This window comes from Streptomyces capillispiralis (assembly GCF_007829875.1).
GTDB classification, from domain to species: Bacteria; Actinomycetota; Actinomycetes; order Streptomycetales; family Streptomycetaceae; genus Streptomyces; species Streptomyces capillispiralis.
The window spans coordinates 5,787,084-5,807,125 of record NZ_VIWV01000001.1 but is presented as its reverse complement, the minus strand read 5'-3'; the positions used below and the strand labels follow the sequence as shown (position 1 = coordinate 5,807,125).

The following is a 20,042-nucleotide window of genomic DNA, read 5'->3' as shown; positions in this document are numbered from 1 at the left end:
GGATCAGACCGGTCCCGGGCGGGGGGTGCCTCGCAGCCCCGTCGAGCGGGGTCCGGTGCGTGCGCCCGCGAGGCGGAGGAGGGAGTCGACGCGGAGTGCCGGCGCGCAACGGCAACGCCGCGGAGGGGCGTGCCGAACCCCGTGACCCGCGGCACGACCCGAGCGACGCCCCCACAGGCTGGACCGGGAGCCGGGAGCCGGGAGCCGTGGGCGGCCGGTTTCGGGCGGGCCGGGGGCGGCTGGGTGGACGGCGGCGTCCCGCCGGAGCCTGGTCCGGCCGACGGCACCAGGGGCAGGCCGACGGCACCAGGGGCCGGGCTGTATCCGGGCGGGTGGCTGTCCGGCGGATCCGCCGGACAGCCACCCGCTGCCGGCGGACCCGCGGGGGCAGGCTGCCGGCGGACCCGCGGGATGCGGGCTGCTGACGGGCCCGCGGGGGCAGGCTGCTAGCGGGCCCGCGGGATGCCGAGCAGGAGCGGGCCCGTGGGGTCCGCGGCGATGTCCGCCACCGTGATCGGGTCCAGCGAGGCGAAGAACGCCTCCTGAGCCCGGCGCAGGGCGCCGCGCAGGCGGCAGTCCGAGCGCAGCGGGCAGGGGGCGACGGAGGAGCCGCCCTCGCACTCGACCACGTCGCCCTCTCCCTCGAAGGAGCGGACCAGGGCGCCCACGGAGGCACCACGGCCCTTCTCCGTGAGGGACAGCCCGCCGCCACGGCCGCGCCGGGCGATGAGCAGCCCTCTATGCTGGAGTTCCGCCACGACCTTCGCGGCGTGGGTGTACGGCACGTCCACGGCCGCCGCGACGTCACGCGTCGTCGGACGGGAGTCGCCGGCCACGGCGAGGCGCATCAGGACCCGCAGGGCCAGGTCGGTGGAGCGCAGCAGCCGCATACCGGGCAGCGTAGGTATTCGGCATTCCAGCTGCAAATTATCCGGCCGGACCTTCCGGACCTTCACGATGTCCTTCCAAGCGGGCTCCTCAAGCGGACTTCCGGCCCCGACGTCCGTGACGTTCCTCCGGCGGGGAGGCGGGCGGACGCGGGCCGGGTCGTATCCGGCCGTTCCCGTCGCCCCCTACGTCGCGCCCCACCTTCCCCCTTACGATCAGCTCACCCGTTCGTCACACTTCTCTCCCGAAGGACACTCCCCATGGGCTCCGCCAAGAAGAGCAGCGCGTCCCGCACGGCGCGCATAGAGGAGATGCGGCGCGCCGAGAAGGCCCGCGAGCGCCGTACCCGGATCCTCACCATCGTTGCCGGCGTGGTCGTCGTCACCGGGCTCGTCGTCGGCAGTGTGGTGCTCGTCCAGTCGCAGTCGGACGACGACAGCAGCAGCGCGTCGGGGGACTCCAAGAACTCCGGCCGGTTCGTCACCGGCGACGACGGCGTGCGGAAGTGGGAGGGCACGCTGGGCCGCAACCACGTGACCAAGGCCGTGAGCTACCCCGTCTCGCCGCCGGTCGGCGGTGACCACAACCCCGTGTGGATGAACTGCAACGGCGACGTCTACACCGACGAGATCAACAACACCAACGCCGTCCACTCGCTGGAGCACGGCGCGGTGTGGGTGACGTACAACGCCTCGGCCGACAAGGCCGACGTCGACGCGCTCGCGGCGAAGGTGAAGAAGACGCCGTACACGCTGATGAGCCCGGTCGACGGCCAGAAGGACCCGATCATGCTCACCGCCTGGGGGCACCAGCGTGCGGTGACCGGGGCCAACGACCCGGCCGTGGACGCGTTCCTCGAGAAGTTCGTCCAGGGGCAGCAGACCCCCGAGCCGGGGGCCGCCTGCACCAACGGGCTCTCCAAGTGAGGCAGGTGGGTCTGATCGCGGGGGCCGCGGTGACGGCGCTCGTCGCGGCCGGTGCGATCACCTACGCGGTGGCCGGGGACGAGGGGTCGGACCGGGTGCCGTCCGCCGCCTCCGCGGACGCCGGGTTCGCCCGGGACATGGCCGTGCACCATCAGCAGGCCGTGGAGATGTCGTACGTCGTGCGGGACCGGACGGACGACGAGGAGGTCAGGCGGCTCGCCTACGACATCGCCCAGACGCAGGCCAACCAGCGGGGCATGCTGCTGGGCTGGCTCGATCTGTGGGAGCTGCCGAAGGTGTCCGCCGAGCCACCGATGACATGGATGGACATGGGCGGGGCGGCGGGCTCCGGCGAGGACGGCGCGCTGATGCCGGGGATGGCGACGAACGCCGAGATGAAGCGGCTCGCCTCGCTCGGTGGTGAGCGGGCCGAGGTCTTCTACCTGCAGCTCATGACGGACCACCACAGGGGTGGGGTGCACATGGCGCAGGCGTGTGTCCGTGCCTGCGAGGTGGGGGTGGAGAAGCGGCTGGCCCGGGGGATGGTCGAGGGGCAGGAGTCGGAGATCCGGCTGATGGCGGGGATGCTGCGGGAGCGGGGGGCCGCGCCTCGCGGCGAGTGAGGGACAGGGGTAGGGGTTCTTTCGGGGCCGGGTGGAGGGGTGGCTGGGGTCTCGGTGGGGCTTCGGTGGGGTCTTGCTGAGGCCTCGCTGGGGCTTCGGTGGGGTCTCGCTGTGGGGCCTCGCCTACATCGTGTCGGTTTGACGATTACACTGGGCCCGTGCCTCAACTACGTCTCGCCCTGAATCAGATCGACTCGCGCGTCGGCGACCTCGACGGCAACGCCGACACGATCGTCCGCTGGACCCGGCACTCCGCCGAGCAGGGGGCCCACCTCGTGGCGTTCCCCGAGATGGCGCTGACCGGGTATCCCGTCGAGGACCTCGCGCTCAGGTCGTCCTTCGTGGAGGCCTCCCGCGCGGCCCTGCGCTCCCTCGCCGCGCGGCTCGCCGAGGAGGGCTTCGGGGAGCTTCCCGTGATCGTCGGCTACCTCGACCGCAGCGCCGCCGCCCAGCCGAAGTACGGGCAGCCGGCCGGCGCGCCGCAGAACGCCGGTGCCGTGCTGTACGGCGGTGAGGTGGTGCTGAGCTACGCCAAGCACCACCTGCCGAACTACGGCGTCTTCGACGAGTTCCGGTACTTCGTGCCCGGCGACACCATGCCGGTGGTGCGGGTGCGCGGTGTCGACGTCGCCCTCGCCATCTGCGAGGACCTGTGGCAGGACGGGGGGCGGGTGCCGGCCGCCCGGTCGGCGAAGGCCGGGCTGCTGCTGTCGATCAACGCCTCGCCCTACGAGCGCGACAAGGACGACACCCGGCTGGAGCTGGTGCGCAAGCGGGCCCAGGAGGCCGGGTGCACCACCGCCTACCTCGCCATGATGGGCGGGCAGGACGAGCTCGTCTTCGACGGGGACTCGATCGTCGTCGACCGTGACGGCGCGGTCGTGACGCGTGCTCCGCAGTTCGCGGAGGCGTGTGTCGTGGTCGACCTGGAGCTGCCGGCCGCGGTGGAGGAGGCCCCGACGGGGGTCGTGGACGACGGGCTGCGGATCGAGCGGGTCGTGCTGTCGGAGGCGCCCGTGCCCGCGTACGAGGCCGAGGTGACCGGGGAGTACGCCGAGCGGCTCGACGACGACGAGGAGGTGTACTCCGCGCTGGTCGTGGGGTTGCGGGCCTATGTCGCGAAGAATGGGTTCCGGTCCGTGCTGATCGGACTGTCCGGGGGGATCGACTCGGCGCTGGTCGCCGCGATCGCCTGTGACGCGGTGGGCGCCGAGAACGTGTACGGCGTGTCCATGCCGTCGAAGTACTCGTCCGAGCACTCGAAGGACGACGCGGCGGAGCTGGCGCGGCGGACGGGGCTGAACTTCCGCACCGTGGCGATCGAGCCGATGTTCGACGCGTACATGGGGGCGTTGGGGCTGACGGGGCTCGCGGAGGAGAACCTCCAGTCGCGGCTGCGGGGGACGCTGCTGATGGCGGTCTCCAACCAGGAGGGGCACATCGTGCTGGCGCCGGGGAACAAGTCGGAGCTGGCGGTGGGGTACTCGACGCTGTACGGGGACTCCGTGGGGGCGTACGGGCCGATCAAGGACGTGTACAAGACGTCGGTGTTCCGGCTGGCGCGGTGGCGCAACCGGGCGGCGGTGGAGCGGGGGCAGACGCCGCCGATTCCGGAGAACTCGATCTCGAAGCCGCCGAGTGCGGAGTTGCGGCCGGGGCAGGTCGACACGGACTCGCTGCCGGACTATCCGGTGCTGGACGCGATCCTGGAGCTGTACGTGGACCGGGACCGGGGGGCGGACGAGATCGTCGCGGCCGGGTTCGACGCGGAGCTGGTGACGAAGACGCTGCGGATGGTGGACCGGGCGGAGTACAAGCGGCGGCAGTATCCGCCGGGGACGAAGATCTCGCCGAAGGGGTTCGGGAAGGACCGGCGGCTGCCGATCACGAGCGGGTGGCGGGAGCAGGTGCCTCCGGCGGGGTGAGCGGGGGGATGCCTGCGGCGCAGGGGGCTCTTCGGTGGGGGTGCGGGTAGCGCCCACGGGTGGGGGGTGGGGCGGGGCCGGGTCGGGGGTGTCCGTCCTCGGACCGGCGCGGAATCGGTCACTCGAGAAGCGTGGGGTGCGGACGCGCCGGCCGCTGCGGGCGGGCACCCCCGCCCCGTCCCCTCCTCGCCGTACGCGGCACATCGCCTGCCTCGCCCACGGTGGGCAGTCGGGCCGCGGGGCGAGGGGGCGTTCCCCCTCGCCCTGCGCCGTTACGGCGTTCCGCTGACGCCGTCCAGTGCGTCCGTCTGCCGCGGCACGTGTCCGGCGACCACCCGCTCGCGGCCCGCTGTCCGCCTCCCCCCGCGGTCCACCACGTACGCCACCGCCGCCACGCCGATGCCGAGTGCGGCGAGCAGCGCGCCCGCGAGCGCCGGGGACGTCGGGCCGAAGCCCGCTGCCAGGGCCAGGCCGCCGATCCACGCGCCGCCCGCGTTGGCCAGGTTGAAGGCCGCCTGGTTGGCGGAGGAGGCCAGGGAGGGGGCCGCGGCGGCCTTCTCCATGACCATCAGCTGGAGGGGTGAGCCCGTCGCGAAGGCCGCCGTGCCGAGCAGGGTGACGGCCACCGCCGCGGTGATCTCCGTGCGCATCAGGAGCGGGAAGAGGGCCAGGATGGCCGTCAGTGAGGCCAGGCCGCCGAACAGGGTCGCGCGCAGGGAGTGGTCGGCCAGGCGGCCGCCCAGGAGGTTGCCGGCCGTGGCGCCGACTCCGAAGAGGGCGAGCAGCAGCGTGACGCTGGCCTCGCTGTAGCCCGCGGAGTCGGTGAGCATCGGGGTGATGTAGCTGTACGCCGCGAACAGCGCGCCGAAGCCGGCGACCGTCGTGCCGAGGGCCAGCCAGACCGGGAGGGAGCGCAGGGTGGCCAGTTCGCCGCGCAGGCCCTGCTGCGGGGCGGGGCTGTCGTCGCGGGGAATCAGCAGGGCCAGGGAGGCGATGGCCGCCAGGCCGATCGCGCTCACGCCGAGGAAGGTCGCCCGCCAGCCGAAGTGCTGGCCCATGAGCGTGGCCGCCGGGACGCCGACCACGTTGGCCGTCGTGAGGCCCAGGAACATCAGGGAGACCGATCGGGCCTTGCGTTCCGGGGTCGCCATCGTCATGGCCACCACCGCGCCGACGCCGAAGAAGGCGCCGTGCGGGAGGCCGCTGAGGAAGCGGGCGGCCAGGAGCCAGCCGTGGTCGGGGGCGAGCGCCGAGAGGGCGTTGCCCGCCACGAAGAGGACCATGAGGGCGATCAGCACGGTGCGGCGGGGCATCCTCGCCGTCGCGGCGGCGAGCAGCGGGGCGCCGATGACCACGCCGAGGGCGTAGGCCGAGACCAGGTGGCCCGCGCTGGGGAGGGAGATGCCCAGGTCGTCCGCGACGTCGGGGAGCAGCCCCATCATCACGAACTCGGTGGTACCGATGCCGAAGGCACCCACGGCAAGGGCGAGCAGGGCCAGGGGCATGGAACGGGGGACCTTTCGAACGGTGGAGCGCACTTTGTATGTTCACTTGCGGAACAAAGTGTCCCAGGTCCTGTATTCCATCCGGTTGCGCCGGGGTTTCCCGCCGTGGAAGAAATGGGGCTGACCTGGGGGTTCAGCCGTCCGGTGTGGTGACCTTCACACGGGCGGCGATGGGGAGGTGGTCGCTCGCCGTGGCCGGGAGGGTCCAGGAGGTCTCCGGTTCGGCGCCCCTGACCAGGATCTGGTCGATGCGCGCCATCGGGAACGACGCCGGCCAGCTGAAGCCGAAGCCGCTCCCCACGGCGCCCTGGGTGGAGCGCATCTGGGAGGTGACGGCGGTCAGGGCGCGGTCGTTCATCGTGCCGTTCAGGTCGCCGAGCAGGACGACGTTGTGCAGGGGCTCGGCGGCGATGGCCTCGCCCAGGGCGTCGGCGCTCTTGTCGCGCTGGCGGGCCGTGAAGCCCGCCTCCAGCTTCACGCGGACCGAGGGGAGGTGGGCGACGTACACCGCGACCTGTCCGGCCGGGGCGGTGACCGTGGCGCGCATGGCGCGCTTCCAGCCCAGGCGGATGTCGACGGCCTTCACGTCGCTCAGCGGGTACTTGCTCCACAGGCCGACGGTTCCCACCACCTCGTGGTACCGGTACGTCCCCGCCAGCGCCGCCTCGTACGTGGGGACCTCGGTCGCCTTCAGCTCCTCCAGGGCCAGCACGTCCGCTCCCGAGGCGGCCACGTCCCGGGCGGTGCGGGACGGGTCCGGGTTGTCGGCGTTGACGTTGTGCGTGGCCACCGTCAGGTCGCCGCCGCCGGCGGTCTTGTCGGTGAGCAGGCCGCCGAAGAGGTTCAGCCAGACGGCCACCGGAAGGACGGTCGCGATCAGTGCCGTCGCCGACCTGCGCAGCAGGGCGAGGAGCAGCAGGACGGGGACGAACAGCCCGAGCCAGGGCAGGAACGTCTCGATCAGGCTGCCCAGGTTGCCGATCGCGTTCGGGATGTGGGAGTGGGCCAGCATCACCAGGGCCAGCACGGCCGCGAACGCGGCCAGGACCAGGCCGCGGCGCCAGATACGGCGGTCGCCGCGCCAGCCCCGGCCCAGGCGGTCGAGCAGGCGCCGAAGCCCGGAGGTCCGGGGCTCGGGCCCCGGGCTTCCGCCGTCCGTCTCCGTCATGTACGCCTGCTGCGCCATACCGTCGCCTCACAACCTGCCGTGCACACCGTCGCCCCTGTGTCCGTAAGACATTAGGGGATGATCGGTTCCGTTCCTGCCGCCCCTCGACGGCCGTACGGGGGCGAGGACGTACGGGGCCGCTCGGGGAGTTCCGCACGGGCGGGGAGAAAGCGCCCTCTGTGACCAAACGCGCACACGGGGATCAGCCGTTGACGGGGCGCAGGCCCTGGAGGAGGGTGTCGACGACGCGCTCGGCGAGGTCGTCCGGCAGGTCGGCGTCGGGGCGCATCAGGGTGCGGACGAGGACGGGGCCCACCACGATGTCGTTGAGGAGTTCCAGGTCGACGTCGGCGCGCAGTTCGCCGTTCTCCCGTCCCCGGCGCAGCACGTCCAGGCCGAGCCGGCGGCGCGGCAGGATGACGGTGTCGTGGTAGGCGGCCCACAGGTTCGGGCTGCTCTTCATCTGGGCGTGCACGTTGTGCAGGATCGCCGAGGTCCGGCCGGCCAGTCCGCGCCGGCGCAGGGCCTCCAGCAGGACGACGAGGTCGTCGCGCATGGAGGTGCCGGGGAGTTGGGGGTCCGGGGGCTCGGCGGCCCGCATGACGTCGACGAAGAGTTCCTCCTTGCCGCTCCAGCGGCGGTAGATGGTGGCCTTGCCGACGCCGGCGGTGCGGGCGATGCGCTCGATGGAGAGTTCCGCGAGGGGCACGCCGTCCTCCAGGAGCTTCATCACCCCTTCGATGATGGCGCGTTCGACCGCCTCGCTGCGGGGGCGGCCCCGTGCGGTGCCGTCCTGCCGGGGTTCGGTGTCGGCCGGGCTCACGTCGCTGGGTCCTTTCGGTGGGCTGGGACGATTCTCCCCGGCGGGCGGTGGCGGCGGGCCGCCGCCCGTGGGTTTTCAGTCCCCCGCCGACACCAACTCCTTGTCCCCTTCCGTCCCTTCGGGCGTCCTGTCGCGGCCGGGCAGGAACACGGCGACGACGATCGCGCACAGGGCCGCGACGGCCGCTCCCCACAGCGCGGTGACGTGCATCGCGTGCAGGAACGCGTCGTTCGCCCGGCCGGCCAGGGCCTCGCCGCGCGCGCCCAGCCGGTCCGCCACGGCCAGGGTCGCCTCGATGGACTCGCCGGCGGAGTGGCGGGCGCCGGGCGGCAGCGCGCCGAGGTCGTCCTCGATGCCGTTGCGGTAGGCGGTGGACAGCACGGACCCCAGTACGGCGATGCCGAGGGCGCCGCCGACCTGGCGGAAGGTGTTGCTGAGCGCGGAGGCCGAGCCGGCCTTCTCGCGCGGCAGGGCCTGCATGATGACGACGCTGACCGGGGTCATCACGTGCGCCATGCCGGCGCCCATGAGGAAGAAGACGACCTCCAGGATCCAGATGGGGGTGTCCGCGTCCAGCGCGGCGAACGCGGCCAGTGTCGCCGCGAGCACCACCAGTCCTGCGGTGGTGGTGGCCTTGTTGCCGAAGCGGTCCACCAGGAGGCGGGCCCGGGGCGCGAAGACCAGCTGCGCGACGGCCAGCGGCAGCATCAGCAGGCCGGTCTCCAGCGGCGAGTAGCCGCGCACGCTCTGGGTGTAGAACACCGCGAAGAACGTGACGCCCATCAGCGCGAAGAAGACCAGCGCGATCGCGGCGATCGCGGCGGAGAAGACCTTGTCGCGGAAGTAGGAGATGTCGATCGAGGGATGGTCGCTGCGCTTCTCGGCCCACACGAAGGCGGCGAGCACGGCGAGACCGGCGCCGATGGTCGACAGCACCGTGACGTCGGTGAAGTCGGCGAGCTGGCCGCCCTTGATGATGCCGTAGACCAGCAGGACCAGGCCGGTGACGGACAGCACGACGCCGACGGGGTCGATCCGGCCGGGGCTGGGGTCACGGGAGTCGGGGACCAGCCACAGCATCAGGCCGACGGCGAGGGCGACGATGGGCACGTTGACGAGGAAGACCGAGCCCCACCAGAAGTGGTCCAGGAGCAGTCCGCCGGTGATCGGGCCGATGGCGATGGCCAGACCCACGCCGCCCGCCCAGATGCCGATGGCCTTGGGCTGCTCCTCGCGCTCGAAGACGTTCATCAGGACGGCGAGGGTGGCCGGCATGACGAAGGCGGCGCCCAGACCCATCACCGCGCGGAAGGCGATCAGCTCCGCCGGGGAGCCGGAGAACGCGGCGAGCGCCGAGCCGACGCCGAACACGACGAGGCCGCCGATCAGCACCTTCTTGCGGCCGAGCCGGTCCCCCAGCAGCCCCGCGCTGAACAGCAGGCCCGCGAAGACGAGCGTGTAGGAGTTGATCGCCCACTCCAGCTCGCTCTGGGTGGCGCCCAGGCCGGTGGGCGCCGGGGTGGAGATCGTCTTGATCGCGACGTTCAGGATCGAGTTGTCCAGGACGACGATCAGCAGGCTCAGCATCAGCACGCCGAGGATCGCCCAGCGGCGCCGGTGCACGGCCTCCGGGACCCGGCGGGCGGGGGCGGCAGGAGAAGTCATGGGGCCAGCGTAGCCAGTTTCGATACGAGACCGTCTCGTATCGGAAGTGCTTTGCCGAGTCCTTGCCGGGATATTGCCCGGAGGGCCGCGGCCGGGCGCGGGGCGGAACTCACAGGGGGGCCTCTGGCCCTCGCCGGGCCGAGGTGCCACCATGGACGTGGTCCGGGGACGCCGTCAGGGCGCCTCGAGATGACGTGTTGGGAGACGTTGCAATGACGCAGCTTTCGGCTGCCCAGACCGGGACGTCGGGTCCCTCTGGCGGCAACAGGGCGCTGTACGGGGGCAAGGGCACGCGGCGCATCACCGTCCGCGACATCGCCGCCGCCAAGGAGCGCGGCGAGAAGTGGCCCATGCTCACCGCCTACGACGCGATGACCGCGTCCGTGTTCGACGAGGCCGGCATCCCGGTGATGCTCGTCGGCGACTCCGCGGGCAACTGCCACCTCGGGTACGAGACCACCGTGCCCGTCACCCTCGACGAGATGACGATGCTGTCCGCCGCGGTCGTCCGGGGCACCTCCCGCGCCCTGATCGTGGGCGACCTGCCGTTCGGCTCCTACCAGGAGGGTCCGGTGCAGGCGCTGCGCTCGGCGACCCGGCTGGTCAAGGAGGCCGGTGTCGGCGCCGTGAAGCTGGAGGGCGGCGAGCGGTCGCACCGGCAGATCGAGCTGCTGGTGGAGTCCGGGATCCCGGTGATGGCCCACATCGGGCTGACGCCGCAGTCGGTGAACGCGATGGGCTACCGGGTGCAGGGGCGCGGCGAGGAGGCGGCCCAGCAGCTGCTGCGGGACGCCAAGGCCGTGCAGGACGCGGGCGCCTTCGCGGTGGTCCTGGAGCTGGTGCCGGCCGAGCTGGCCGCCGAGGTGACCCGGACGCTGCACATCCCGACCGTCGGGATCGGCGCGGGGCCGGGGACCGACGCCCAGGTGCTGGTGTGGACCGACATGCTCGGGCTGACCGGCGGGCGGGTGCCGAAGTTCGTGAAGCAGTACGCGGACCTGCGCCAGGTCATGAGCGGGGCGGCGAAGGCGTTCGCCGAGGACGTCGTCGGCGGAACGTTCCCGCAGGAGGAGCACTCCGTGCACTGAGCGGACGCGCTGCCACCCGGGCAGCGCCGCCGCCGTTCGAGCCACTGCCGCACCACGGCCGGCCCCGCCGATCTTCCCCCGTCGGCGGGGCCGACCCCTTTCCGGGGACCGTCGGCTCGCTGTCGGTGCCGCGGGGCGGAGTGTCGGCGGGATGTCGGCGGTTTGTCGGTGAGGGCTGTCACCGTCGTACGCATGACACGAAACGACAAGGACCTGGGCGGCGCGGGGAGCGCCGTCACGGTGCGGGGGCTGGTCAAGCACTACGGCGCGACCAAGGCACTGGACGGGGTCGACCTGGAGGTGCGCGAGGGCACCGTGATGGGGGTGCTCGGGCCGAACGGGGCCGGGAAGACGACCCTGGTCCGGATCCTGTCCACGCTGCTCGCGCCGACCTCCGGCCACGCGGTCGTCGCCGGGTACGACGTGGTCCGCCAGCCGCGGCAGCTGCGCCGGGTGATCGGGCTGACCGGGCAGTACGCCTCGGTGGACGAGAAGCTGCCCGGCTGGGAGAACCTCTATCTGATCGGGCGTCTGCTGGACCTGTCCCGCAAGGAGGCGCGGGCCCGCGCCGACGCGCTGCTGGAGCGGTTCTCGCTCACCGAGGCGGCCCGGCGCCCGGCGGCCACGTACTCCGGCGGCATGCGGCGGCGCCTCGACCTGGCCGCGTCCATGATCGGCAGGCCGGCCGTGCTGTACCTGGACGAGCCGACCACGGGACTGGACCCCCGTACCCGCAACGAGGTGTGGGAGGAGGTCAAGCGGCTGGTCGGCGAGGGGGTGACCGTACTGCTGACCACCCAGTACATGGAGGAGGCCGAGCAGCTCGCCCACGAGCTGACCGTGGTGGACCGGGGCAAGGTCATCGCCGGCGGCGGCATCGAGGAGCTGAAGGCCAAGGTGGGCGGCCGCACACTGCGGATCCGTCCGGCCGACCCCGGTGAACTGCGGCCGCTGGCCGGGGCCCTGGACGAACTGGGCATCACCGGGCTGGCGGGCACCACCGTGGACGCCGAGCGGGCGTCGGTGCTCGTCCCGGTGCTGAGCGACGAGCAGCTGACGGCCGTGGTCGGCGCGGTCACCGCGCGCGGCATCACGCTCAGCTCCCTCACCACCGAACTGCCCAGCCTGGACGAGGTGTTCCTGTCCCTCACCGGCCACCGCGCCAGTGCGCCGCAGGACGCCGTGCCCGCCGGGACCCGCGAGGAGGTCGCCGTATGAGTGCCACGACCCTGAACACCGCCGGCCCGCGCGCGGACGCCCGTATCCCGTTGCGCGGTCATCTGCGCCACACCGGCGCGCTGATACGCCGGAATCTGCTGTGGATCCGGCAGGACCCGGAGTCGATGTTCGACGCCGTGCTCTTCCCGATCGTCTTCACCCTGCTGTTCGTGTACGTCTTCGGCGGCTCGATCGGGCAGTCGCTGGGCGGCGGGCAGGAGGCGTACGTGCAGTACATCGTGCCCGGACTGATGGCCATGATGGGCATGAACATGGCCCAGGGGGTGGGGACCGGGTTCAACCAGGACTTCAACACCGGGGTGATGGACCGCTTCCGGTCGCTGCCGATCGGGCGGGGCTCGGTGCTGTTCGCCAAGATCTCGGTCGAGATGATGCGGATGCTGATCGCCACCGCGATCCTGATGGTCGTCGGTGTGCTGGTCGGCTTCGACATCACCAACTGGCCGGGGCTGTTCGCGGCGGTGGGACTGTCCGCGGTGTTCGGCTCGGCACTGATGTGGATCTTCCTCACGCTGGGTGTGGTGATGAAGAACGCGCAGTCGGTGCAGGCGATGGGCTTCCTGGTGCTGATGCCGTTGCAGTTCGGCTCGTCGATCTTCGCCCCGACCCAGTCGATGCCGGGCTGGCTGGAGTCCTTCACCCAGGTCAACCCGCTGTCCGCGCTGGCGGACGCCGCGCGCGGGCTGATGGTGGGCGGCCCGGTCGCCCACGACCTGTGGATGACGCTGGCCTGGTCGGTGGGGATCACGGCGGTGATGGCGCCGGTCGCCATCCACAAGTTCCGTACGAAGAGCTGACCGGCCGGACGGCCGCGGTCACAGGAGGGCGACGGCCTCCTCGACGGTGAGGGCGGCGCCCTCCGCGTACGCGCTCGCGTAGGCCGCGTCGTCGAGGACCGCGCGGATGCGGGCCCTGACGTAGTCGCGGACCACGCGTTCGGTGCGGCCGCTCACATGGCCGGCGGGCAGCCAGGCGTCGGCGGCGCCGAGGCAGCGGGCCGCGTCGCGGGCGCGGCGGCCGCCGTCCAGTCCGGCGAGGGCGGCCGCGCCGATGCTGACGAACGCCGACCGCATGTGCGGCGCGATGGCGGCCGACACCGGGTCCTCGGCCTGGCGGAGCGCCTGGTGGACGGTGGCCAGGGCCCGCTCCGCGTGGCCGTCGACCACGTCGAGCCAGCCCTCGGCGCCGAGGATGAACGCGTCGAAGACGACGTAGTGCGCGATGCGGAACTCCTCGCGCAGCAGGCGCAGGTGCTCCCGCGCCTCGGCGGTGCGGCCGACCGTGCCGAGCCAGCCGGCCAGGAACAGCCGGGCGGCGGGCAGCGCCTCGTTGTGGCCGCCCGGGCGGCTGTCGATGACCTCGCGCAGCAGCCGCTCCCCGCGTTCCTCCTGGCCCGCCTCCAGCAGCGCGCTGCCCAGGCGGGCCATGAGCACGGCCCGCTGGGAGCGGGCGCCGAGGCGTTCGGCGCGCTCGATCGCCGCCTCGTAGTCGGCGGCGGCGGCCTCGTAGGCGCCGCCGCGCTCGTTGGCCTCGCCGCGCGCCGAGTACGCCTCCGCCGTGCCCCAGGCGTCACCGAGGCGGCGGTAGGTCCGCAGCGACTCGTCGGCGTCGCGCAGGGCGTCGCCCGCCCAGTCGCTGCGGTTGGCCAGCAGGTTGGCACGCAGTTGGAGGTTGGCGGCGAGTTCCCACTCGTAGCCGGGTGTCTCCCGGCAGGTGCGGACGGCGGCCTCGGTGACGGCGTACAGCCGTTTCATGTCGCCGGTCAGCATCACGGCGAACGTCCAGAGCATGCCGGGCGAACGGCAGGTCTGCGGCATGCCGGGCTCGTACGTCGCCGCGATGAGGCGGAGTTTGCGCTGGGCCTGCGGGGTCTGCCAGTCGTCCAGTTCGGTGTCCATGCAGGCCATGTGGGCCAGGTGCACGCCGCGCCGGGCCTCGGCGAGGACCTCGCCGGTCATCGGGGGCGGGGCGTCGGTGCAGCGCTGCCACAGCGGGGCGGCCGGCTGGACCGGTTCGGTGAACGGGTCAGGGCCGAGGGCCATCACCTCGGCGCACCAGTTGCGGGCCTCGATCCGCAGGTCGCGCATCTGCCAGTACCAGGCCAGCGACAGGGCGAGGCAGAGCGCCTCCTGCTCGTCGCGCAGGGCGAGGGCGTGCCGCAGCGCCGTGCGCAGGTTCTCGTACTCCCGCTCCAGCCGTCCCATGGCGGCCAGTTGGCCCGGGCCGCGCAGCAGTGGGTCGGTGGTGCGGGCGAGTTCGCGGTAGTAGGTGAGGTGGGCGCGCTCGGCCTCGGCGCGCCGGCCGGTCTCGTCGAGGCGTTCGCGGGCGTACTCGGCGACGGTCTCCAGGAGCCGGTAGCGCATCTCGCCGTCGCCCGAGGGCGCGGCCACCACCAGGGACTTGTCGACCAGGGAGCCGAGTGCTTCGAGCGCGACCGGCCCGCACACGGCCTCGGCGGCGGCGAGGCCGCAGCCGCCGGCGAAGACCGACAGGCGGCCCAGTACGTCGCGTTCGTCGGCGTCGAGCAGGTCCCAGGACCAGTCGACGACGGCGCGCAGGGTCTGCTGGCGGGGCCTGACGGTGCGGCTGCCGGAGGTGAGCAGGCGGAAGCGGTCGTCGAGCCGGTCGGCGATCTGGCGCGGGGTGAGCATCCGCAGCCGGGCGGCGGCGAGTTCGATGGCGAGCGGCAGTCCGTCGAGGCGGCGGCAGATCTCCGCGCACGCCGCCGCGGTGTCCTCGTCGCTGTCCGTGCGGAAGCCGGGGCGGGCGGCGGCGCCGCGGTCGGCGAGCAGGCGCAGCGCGACCGGTTCGGGCAGCGGCTCCACCGGGCGCAGCAACTCGCCGCGCACTCCGAGGGGTTCGCGGCTGGTGGCGAGGACGGTGAGGCCGGGGCAGCGCTGCAACAGCGTCTCCACGAGCCGGGCGGCGGCCTCGACGACGTGTTCGCAGTTGTCCAGGATCAGCAGGACGCGGCGGCGGGCGAAGTGCTCGGCGAGCCGTTCCACCGGGTCGGCGGGCCGGTCGGAGACGGCCCGCATGCTCTCGGCGCCGGCGCCGTACAGGACGGTCTCGCGGGCGCCGACGGCGGTGAGGACGGCCTCGGGGACGGCCTCGGGGGCGTCCACCGGGGCGAGTTCGGCGAGCCACACGCCGTCCGGGATGGTCTGCCGTACGGTCTCGGCGGCCTCCTGCGACAGGCGGGTCTTGCCGGCGCCGCCGGGCCCGAGGAGGGTGACCAGCCGGGCGGTGGTGAGGTCCGCGCGGATGGTCTCGATGTCCGTCTCCCGGCCGACGAACGAGGTCAGCCGGGCGCGCAGGTTGCCGGGCCGGGAGGGCTGCGGGTCGGCGGCGGGGGCCGCCGATCCGTCCAGCAGTTCGGCGTGCAGGGCCCGCAGTTCGGCGCCGGGGTCGGAGCCGAGGCGGTCCGCGAGCAGGCGTCGTACGTCGTCGAAGGCGGCGAGTGCCTCGGCGGTGCGGCCGGTGTCGCGCAGGGCGCGCAGCCGCAGTGCCTGGAGGGGTTCGTCGAGGGGGTGGCTGTCGCAGAGCGCGGTCAGTTCGGGCAGGCACTGTTCGGCGTCGCCGAGGGCGAGGGCGGCGGCGTGCCGGGCGCGCAGCACGTCCAGGTGCCGGGTCTCGACGCGGGCCGCCTCGGCGGTCCGGTCGGGCAGGCCGGCCAGGGCGGGGCCGCGCCACAGGGCGAGGGCGTCGTCCAGTACGGCGGCGGCCTTCGCGGGGTCGCCGTCGGCGAGGGCGCGCAGGCCCTCGCCGGCCAGCCGCTCGAAGCGGTGCAGGTCGATGTCGTCGGGGGCGGCGGTCAGGCGGTAGCCGCCGTCGGCGGAGGCCACCGCGTCCGCGCCGAGGACCCGGCGCAGCCGCCCGACGAGGGCCTGGAGCGCCCCGGTGGCGTCGGCGGGCGGGTCGCCGTCCCACACCTCGTCGACCAGCAGTGCCACGGGCACGGTGCGTCCGGGCCGCAGGGCGAGCACGGTCAGCAGCGCACGCAGTCGCGCTCCGCCCACCGGGACGGCGGTGCCGTCGGGGCGGAGTGCCTGGGTGGTGCCGAGGATGCGGTAGCGCACGGGGTCCATTCTCTCCGGTGGCGGTCCGCTCGGTCACAGGGGCCGGGCGGCGCGGCGGCGTCTTCCTGCGGGTGGGAGGCGGGCGGGGAGGCGGCCGACCGGCCGCCGGGGCGCCCGGGTTCGGCCGGTGGAACGCCGGGGTTCGGCCGCCGGGACGCCCGGGTTCGGCCGCCGGGACGCCCGGGTTCGGGCGGCGGGCCGTCCCACCCTGCACGGAACCGGGCGCCCGCGCGAGACGTTTTCCCGGTGCGCCGGGTACCGTCGGGCAGTCCCCCGCGTGCCCCACCGCGTGCCCGACCGTCCAGGGAGTCCCATGACCACCGCCACCACCCGCCACGGCGACCGCCGGATCAGCCCCGTCTTCCTGGGGATCCTGGCCGTCACGGCGGTCACCGGATGGGCCACCTGGACCGGGTTCGCCGCGCAGCCCGGGGTCGCCGTCTTCCTGTTCGTGACGGCCGCCTGGATCGTCTCCCTGTGCCTGCACGAGTACGCGCACGCGCGCACCGCCCTGCACGGCGGCGACATATCGGTGGGCGCGAAGGGCTATCTCACGCTGAACCCGATGAAGTACACGCACGCCCTGCTGAGCATCGTGCTGCCGGTGCTGTTCGTGATCATGGGCGGGATCGGTCTGCCGGGCGGTGCCGTGTTCATCGAGCGGCACCGGATCCGGGGCCGCTGGCGGCACAGCCTGATCTCGGCGGCGGGCCCGCTGACCAACGTCGCGTTCGCGGTGGTGTGCACGGCGCCGTTCTGGCTGGACGCGCTGGACGGTGTGCCGGCGGACTTCCGGTTCGCGCTGGCCTTCCTCGCGCTGCTCCAGGTGACGGCCGCGATCCTGAACTTCCTGCCGGTGCCGGGCCTGGACGGCTACGGCGTGCTGGAACCGTGGCTGTCGTACGGCGTCCGCCGGCAGGTGGAGCCGTTCGCCCCGTTCGGGCTGCTCTTCGTGTTCGCGCTGCTGTGGGTGCCGGCGGTGAACGGCGCGTTCTTCGACGTGGTCGACTCGCTGCTGAAGGCGCTGGGCATCCACGAGTTCGACACGTACTGCGGTTACGAGCTGTTCCGCTTCTGGCGGGGCGAGAACGACTTCTGCGCGGTCGGCTCGTAACGGGGCCGGGGAAGCGCCGGCACAGGGCCCGGGACGCGTCAGCCCGTGGGGGAGCCGTCCCGAGCCTGGGTCCGCCCCCGCTTCACGTAGTAGAAGGCCATGTTGGACGACAGGCCCACCAGCAGCACCCAGACGACGCCGATGAACACGCTGCCCCGCACGAAGGAGACGACGGCCGCGGCGACGGCGAGGACGCAGACGGCGAGGGCGTAGAGGGCGAGGCGGGGCATGGCTGCTGGCTCCTGTCGGGGACGTCCGGGGGACACGGGTACGGCCTCCAGTGTCCCCCATCGCCTCATACGTCCGTGACGCGGAGCCCGGCGTGCGCCTTGTAGCGGCGGTTGACCGAGATCAGGTTGGCGACCAGCGACTCCACCTGGTGGGCGTTGCGCAGCTGCCCGGCGAAGACGCCCCGCATGCCGGGAATGCGGCCGGCCAGCGCCTGGACGGCCTCGACGTCGGCGCGGGCCTCGCCGAGCACCATCACGTCGGTGTCGATCTCGTCGATGGCCGGGTCCTGGAGCAGGACGGCCGACAGGTGGTGGAAGGCGGCGGTGACCCGGGAGTCCGGCAGCAGCGCGGCGGCCTGCTGGGCGGCGCTGCCCTCCTCGGGCTTCAGCGCGTAGGCGCCCTGCTTGTCGAAGCCGAGCGGGTTGACGCAGTCGACGACGAGCTTGCCGGCCAGTTCCGCGCGCAGGGACTCCAGGGTCTCGCCGTGGCCGTCCCAGGGGACGGCGACGATCACGATGTCGCTGCGGCGGGCGGTCTCGGCGTTGTCGGCGCCCTCGATGCCGTACCCGAGCTCCTCGGCGGCGGCCCGGGCGCGTTCGGCCGCGCGGGAGCCGATGATCACCTTCTGGCCGGCCTTGGCGAGCCGGTACGCGAGGCCCTTGCCCTGCGGTCCGGTGCCGCCGAGCACGCCGACGACCATCCCGGAGACGTCGGGCAGGTCCCAGGGGTCCTTGGCCGGGGTCCTCGCGGGCTGCTGTGCACTGTCGGTAGAGGTCATGGGCCGACTCTACGTCCGCCGGGGTGCCGCTCCCGGCGGGCGTGAGCCCCGTCACGGCGCCGCCCGCCGGGTCCCCGGGTCGGGCGAATCGGGTTCGAACACCGGGACGCGGGGGTGGGGTTGGGGGCAGGATGCGGTCGCATGGACGCGGTACGGGTGGCATTGCTGCGGGACGTGCTCGCCGGGACCGAGTGGCTGGGCGCCACCCGGCGGTTCGCGGGGACGCTGCGCGGGTCGGTGGTGTCGCACGGGGGCGGGCTGCTGCTCGTGGGCACGCCGGAGTACGAGCCGTGGCATCTGGCGGCGCACCTGGTGGACGAGGCGGCCTGGTCGGGCACCCCGGAGCTGTCCCCGACTCTGGTGCGGCACGACGCGCGTCCCTCGGACCCCGCGCACCTGGCGGTGGGGCTGGGGCGGCTGGAGGCGGCGCGGCGGGGCGAGACGCTGCTGGTGGTGGCGCCCGGGGAGCCGTCCGCCCCGCTGCTGGAGCGGGTCTCCGACGCCCGCCGGGCCGGGGCGACGCTGCTGTCCCTCGGCCCCGGCGCGGGCGAGCTCCCGGCGCTGGCGCACGAGGTGCTGGCCGTGCCCGACGGCTCCGAGCTGGACCTGGACACGGTGCAGCACCTGGTGAGCGCGGCGGCCGGGGAGAACGCCCTGCCGGTGCCGCGGGGCCGCCGCCGCTTCCGGGACCGGCTGTCGCGGCTGGCGGACCTGCTGACGGCTCCCCCGCCCTCGCGCTGGTAGCGGGGGCGCGGCGGGCTCAGTCGTCCCGCTCGCCCGCGGGGGCGTCGTGCCACTTGGGGTCGTTCTCCCACTGGAGGTTGCGCTCGCGGGCCGTCTCCATGGCGTGCTCGGCCTCGGTGCGGCTCGCGTAGGGACCGAAGCGGTCCTTGCCGGGGCAGTCGGGGCCCTCCTCGACCTTCTTGTGCTCCAGGCAGTAGTACCACTCGCCCGGCTTTCCGACCGTCCGCTTCTTGAACAGGGGCATGACCGGCTCCTCTCGCCACGAAAGATGGTCCCCCATCGCCGCTGAATTAGACTCGCGGGCATGTCTGGCCAGTCGCTGCTCGTACCCGGGGACCTGTCCCCCACCCGCTCCGTACCGGGGAACATCCGTCGCCCCGAGTACGTCGGCAAGCCCGCCCCGACGCCGTACACAGGGCCGGAGGTGCAGACGCCCGAGACGATCGAGGCGATGCGGACCGCCGGCCGGATCGCGGCGCGGGCGATGGAGGAGGCCGCGAAGCTCATCGCGCCCGGCGTGACGACGGACGAGTTGGACCGGGTGGCGCACGAGTACATGTGCGACCACGGGGCCTACCCGTCGACGCTCGGCTACCGCGGTTTCCCCAAGTCGTTGTGCACCTCGGTCAACGAGGTGATCTGCCACGGCATCCCCGACTCGACGGTGCTGCGCGACGGCGACATCGTCAACCTGGACGTCACGGCGTACATCGGCGGGGTGCACGGCGACAACAACGCGACGTACCTGGTCGGTGACGTGGACGAGGAGAGCCGCCTGCTGGTCGAGCGGACCCGGGAGTCGCTGGCCCGCGCTATCAAGGCGGTCAAGCCGGGCCGGCAGATCAACATCATCGGCCGGGTGATCGAGTCGTACGCCAAGCGGTTCGGCTACGGCGTGGTCCGTGACTTCACCGGTCACGGCATCAACTCGTCGTTCCACTCGGGCCTGATCATCCCGCACTACGACAGTCCGCACGCGACGACGGTGATCCAGCCGGGGATGACCTTCACCATCGAGCCGATGCTGACGCTGGGGACCCACGAGTACGACATGTGGGACGACGGCTGGACGGTCGTGACCAAGGACCGCAAGCGCACCGCGCAGTTCGAGCACACCCTGGTGGTGACGGAGACGGGCGCGGAGATCCTGACCCTGCCCTGACCCTGCCAGGCCCACCTGCCCGCCCTCCCCCGGAGGGCGGGCATTTTCGTGCCGTGGGAGGGTAGGGAGTTACCGACAGGCCGT

General features: G+C 73.2%; 18 protein-coding genes. 9 read left to right on the top strand and 9 right to left on the bottom strand.

Going from position 1 to position 20,042, the window contains the following annotated elements:
- Window positions 1–446 precede the first annotated feature (446 nt).
- A complete protein-coding gene (locus FHX78_RS25260) occupies window positions 447–890 on the bottom strand; it encodes an RrF2 family transcriptional regulator (RefSeq protein WP_145869690.1) in 444 nt (147 codons plus the stop codon).
- Window positions 891–1,148: 258 nt separating this feature from the next.
- Between FHX78_RS25260 and FHX78_RS25255 the strand changes: the two genes are divergently transcribed.
- From FHX78_RS25255 to FHX78_RS25245, 3 genes are all read left to right on the top strand, one after another.
- A complete protein-coding gene (locus FHX78_RS25255) occupies window positions 1,149–1,814 on the top strand; it encodes a DUF3105 domain-containing protein (RefSeq protein WP_145869689.1) in 666 nt (221 codons plus the stop codon).
- On the top strand, window positions 1,811–2,437 hold the full coding sequence (locus tag FHX78_RS25250; protein WP_145869688.1) for a DUF305 domain-containing protein: 627 nt from the start codon (window positions 1,811–1,813) through the stop codon (window positions 2,435–2,437). The genes FHX78_RS25255 and FHX78_RS25250 overlap by 4 nt, the downstream gene beginning before the upstream one ends.
- Window positions 2,438–2,595: 158 nt before the next feature.
- Window positions 2,596–4,362: an NAD+ synthase gene (locus FHX78_RS25245; protein ID WP_145869687.1), complete on the top strand. Its 1,767-nt coding sequence runs from the start codon at window positions 2,596–2,598 to the stop codon at window positions 4,360–4,362.
- Window positions 4,363–4,634: 272 nt separating this feature from the next.
- On the opposite strand, the gene FHX78_RS25240 is transcribed toward FHX78_RS25245, so the two are convergent.
- From FHX78_RS25240 to FHX78_RS25225, 4 genes are all read right to left on the bottom strand, one after another.
- Entirely contained in the window at window positions 4,635–5,867 is a 1,233-nt protein-coding gene (locus FHX78_RS25240) for an MFS transporter (protein ID WP_145869686.1), read from the bottom strand.
- 133 nt (window positions 5,868–6,000) lie between these two features.
- Window positions 6,001–7,053, bottom strand: coding sequence for an endonuclease/exonuclease/phosphatase family protein (locus tag FHX78_RS25235; protein ID WP_145869685.1), 1,053 nt, complete (start codon window positions 7,051–7,053; stop codon window positions 6,001–6,003).
- A 184-nt stretch (window positions 7,054–7,237) separates the two neighbouring features.
- The gene (locus FHX78_RS25230) at window positions 7,238–7,858 is read right to left on the bottom strand and encodes a TetR/AcrR family transcriptional regulator (RefSeq protein WP_145869684.1); all 621 of its coding nucleotides are present in this window, start codon (window positions 7,856–7,858) and stop codon (window positions 7,238–7,240) included.
- A gap of 75 nt (window positions 7,859–7,933) precedes the next feature.
- The gene (locus FHX78_RS25225) at window positions 7,934–9,523 is read right to left on the bottom strand and encodes an MFS transporter (RefSeq protein WP_145869683.1); all 1,590 of its coding nucleotides are present in this window, start codon (window positions 9,521–9,523) and stop codon (window positions 7,934–7,936) included.
- Between the two features lie 212 nt (window positions 9,524–9,735).
- Between FHX78_RS25225 and panB the strand changes: the two genes are divergently transcribed.
- From panB to FHX78_RS25210, 3 genes are all read left to right on the top strand, one after another.
- Window positions 9,736–10,611 carry a 3-methyl-2-oxobutanoate hydroxymethyltransferase gene (gene panB / locus FHX78_RS25220; protein ID WP_145869682.1) on the top strand — a complete coding sequence of 292 codons (876 nt, stop codon included), beginning with the start codon at window positions 9,736–9,738 and terminating at the stop codon, window positions 10,609–10,611.
- A 192-nt stretch (window positions 10,612–10,803) separates the two neighbouring features.
- Complete coding sequence (locus tag FHX78_RS25215; protein ID WP_145869681.1) at window positions 10,804–11,829, top strand: ATP-binding cassette domain-containing protein; 1,026 nt, start codon at window positions 10,804–10,806, stop codon at window positions 11,827–11,829.
- Window positions 11,826–12,647: an ABC transporter permease gene (locus FHX78_RS25210; protein ID WP_145869680.1), complete on the top strand. Its 822-nt coding sequence runs from the start codon at window positions 11,826–11,828 to the stop codon at window positions 12,645–12,647. The genes FHX78_RS25215 and FHX78_RS25210 overlap by 4 nt, the downstream gene beginning before the upstream one ends.
- An 18-nt stretch (window positions 12,648–12,665) precedes the next feature.
- Here the strand turns inward: FHX78_RS25210 and FHX78_RS25205 are convergent, their stop codons facing one another.
- Window positions 12,666–15,938 (bottom strand): AfsR/SARP family transcriptional regulator, encoded by a 3,273-nt coding sequence (locus FHX78_RS25205; RefSeq protein WP_145869679.1) that lies wholly within the window; start codon window positions 15,936–15,938, stop codon window positions 12,666–12,668.
- A gap of 304 nt (window positions 15,939–16,242) precedes the next feature.
- On the opposite strand from FHX78_RS25205, the gene FHX78_RS25200 reads away from it, so the two are divergent.
- A complete protein-coding gene (locus tag FHX78_RS25200; RefSeq protein ID WP_145869678.1) occupies window positions 16,243–17,043 on the top strand; it encodes a site-2 protease family protein in 801 nt (266 codons plus the stop codon).
- A gap of 38 nt (window positions 17,044–17,081) precedes the next feature.
- On the opposite strand, the gene FHX78_RS25195 is transcribed toward FHX78_RS25200, so the two are convergent.
- Entirely contained in the window at window positions 17,082–17,273 is a 192-nt protein-coding gene (locus FHX78_RS25195; protein WP_145869677.1) for a hypothetical protein, read from the bottom strand.
- Between the two features lie 65 nt (window positions 17,274–17,338).
- Window positions 17,339–18,052, bottom strand: coding sequence for an NADPH-dependent F420 reductase (npdG, locus tag FHX78_RS25190; protein ID WP_145869676.1), 714 nt, complete (start codon window positions 18,050–18,052; stop codon window positions 17,339–17,341).
- Window positions 18,053–18,193: 141 nt separating this feature from the next.
- Between npdG and FHX78_RS25185 the strand changes: the two genes are divergently transcribed.
- Window positions 18,194–18,796 carry a hypothetical protein gene (locus FHX78_RS25185; RefSeq protein WP_145869675.1) on the top strand — a complete coding sequence of 201 codons (603 nt, stop codon included), beginning with the start codon at window positions 18,194–18,196 and terminating at the stop codon, window positions 18,794–18,796.
- Between the two features lie 16 nt (window positions 18,797–18,812).
- On the opposite strand, the gene FHX78_RS25180 is transcribed toward FHX78_RS25185, so the two are convergent.
- Window positions 18,813–19,040: a hypothetical protein gene (locus tag FHX78_RS25180; RefSeq protein WP_145869674.1), complete on the bottom strand. Its 228-nt coding sequence runs from the start codon at window positions 19,038–19,040 to the stop codon at window positions 18,813–18,815.
- Window positions 19,041–19,100: 60 nt separating this feature from the next.
- Between FHX78_RS25180 and map the strand changes: the two genes are divergently transcribed.
- Window positions 19,101–19,958, top strand: coding sequence for a type I methionyl aminopeptidase (map, locus tag FHX78_RS25175; protein WP_145869673.1), 858 nt, complete (start codon window positions 19,101–19,103; stop codon window positions 19,956–19,958).
- The last annotated feature ends 84 nt before the right edge of the window (window positions 19,959–20,042 follow it).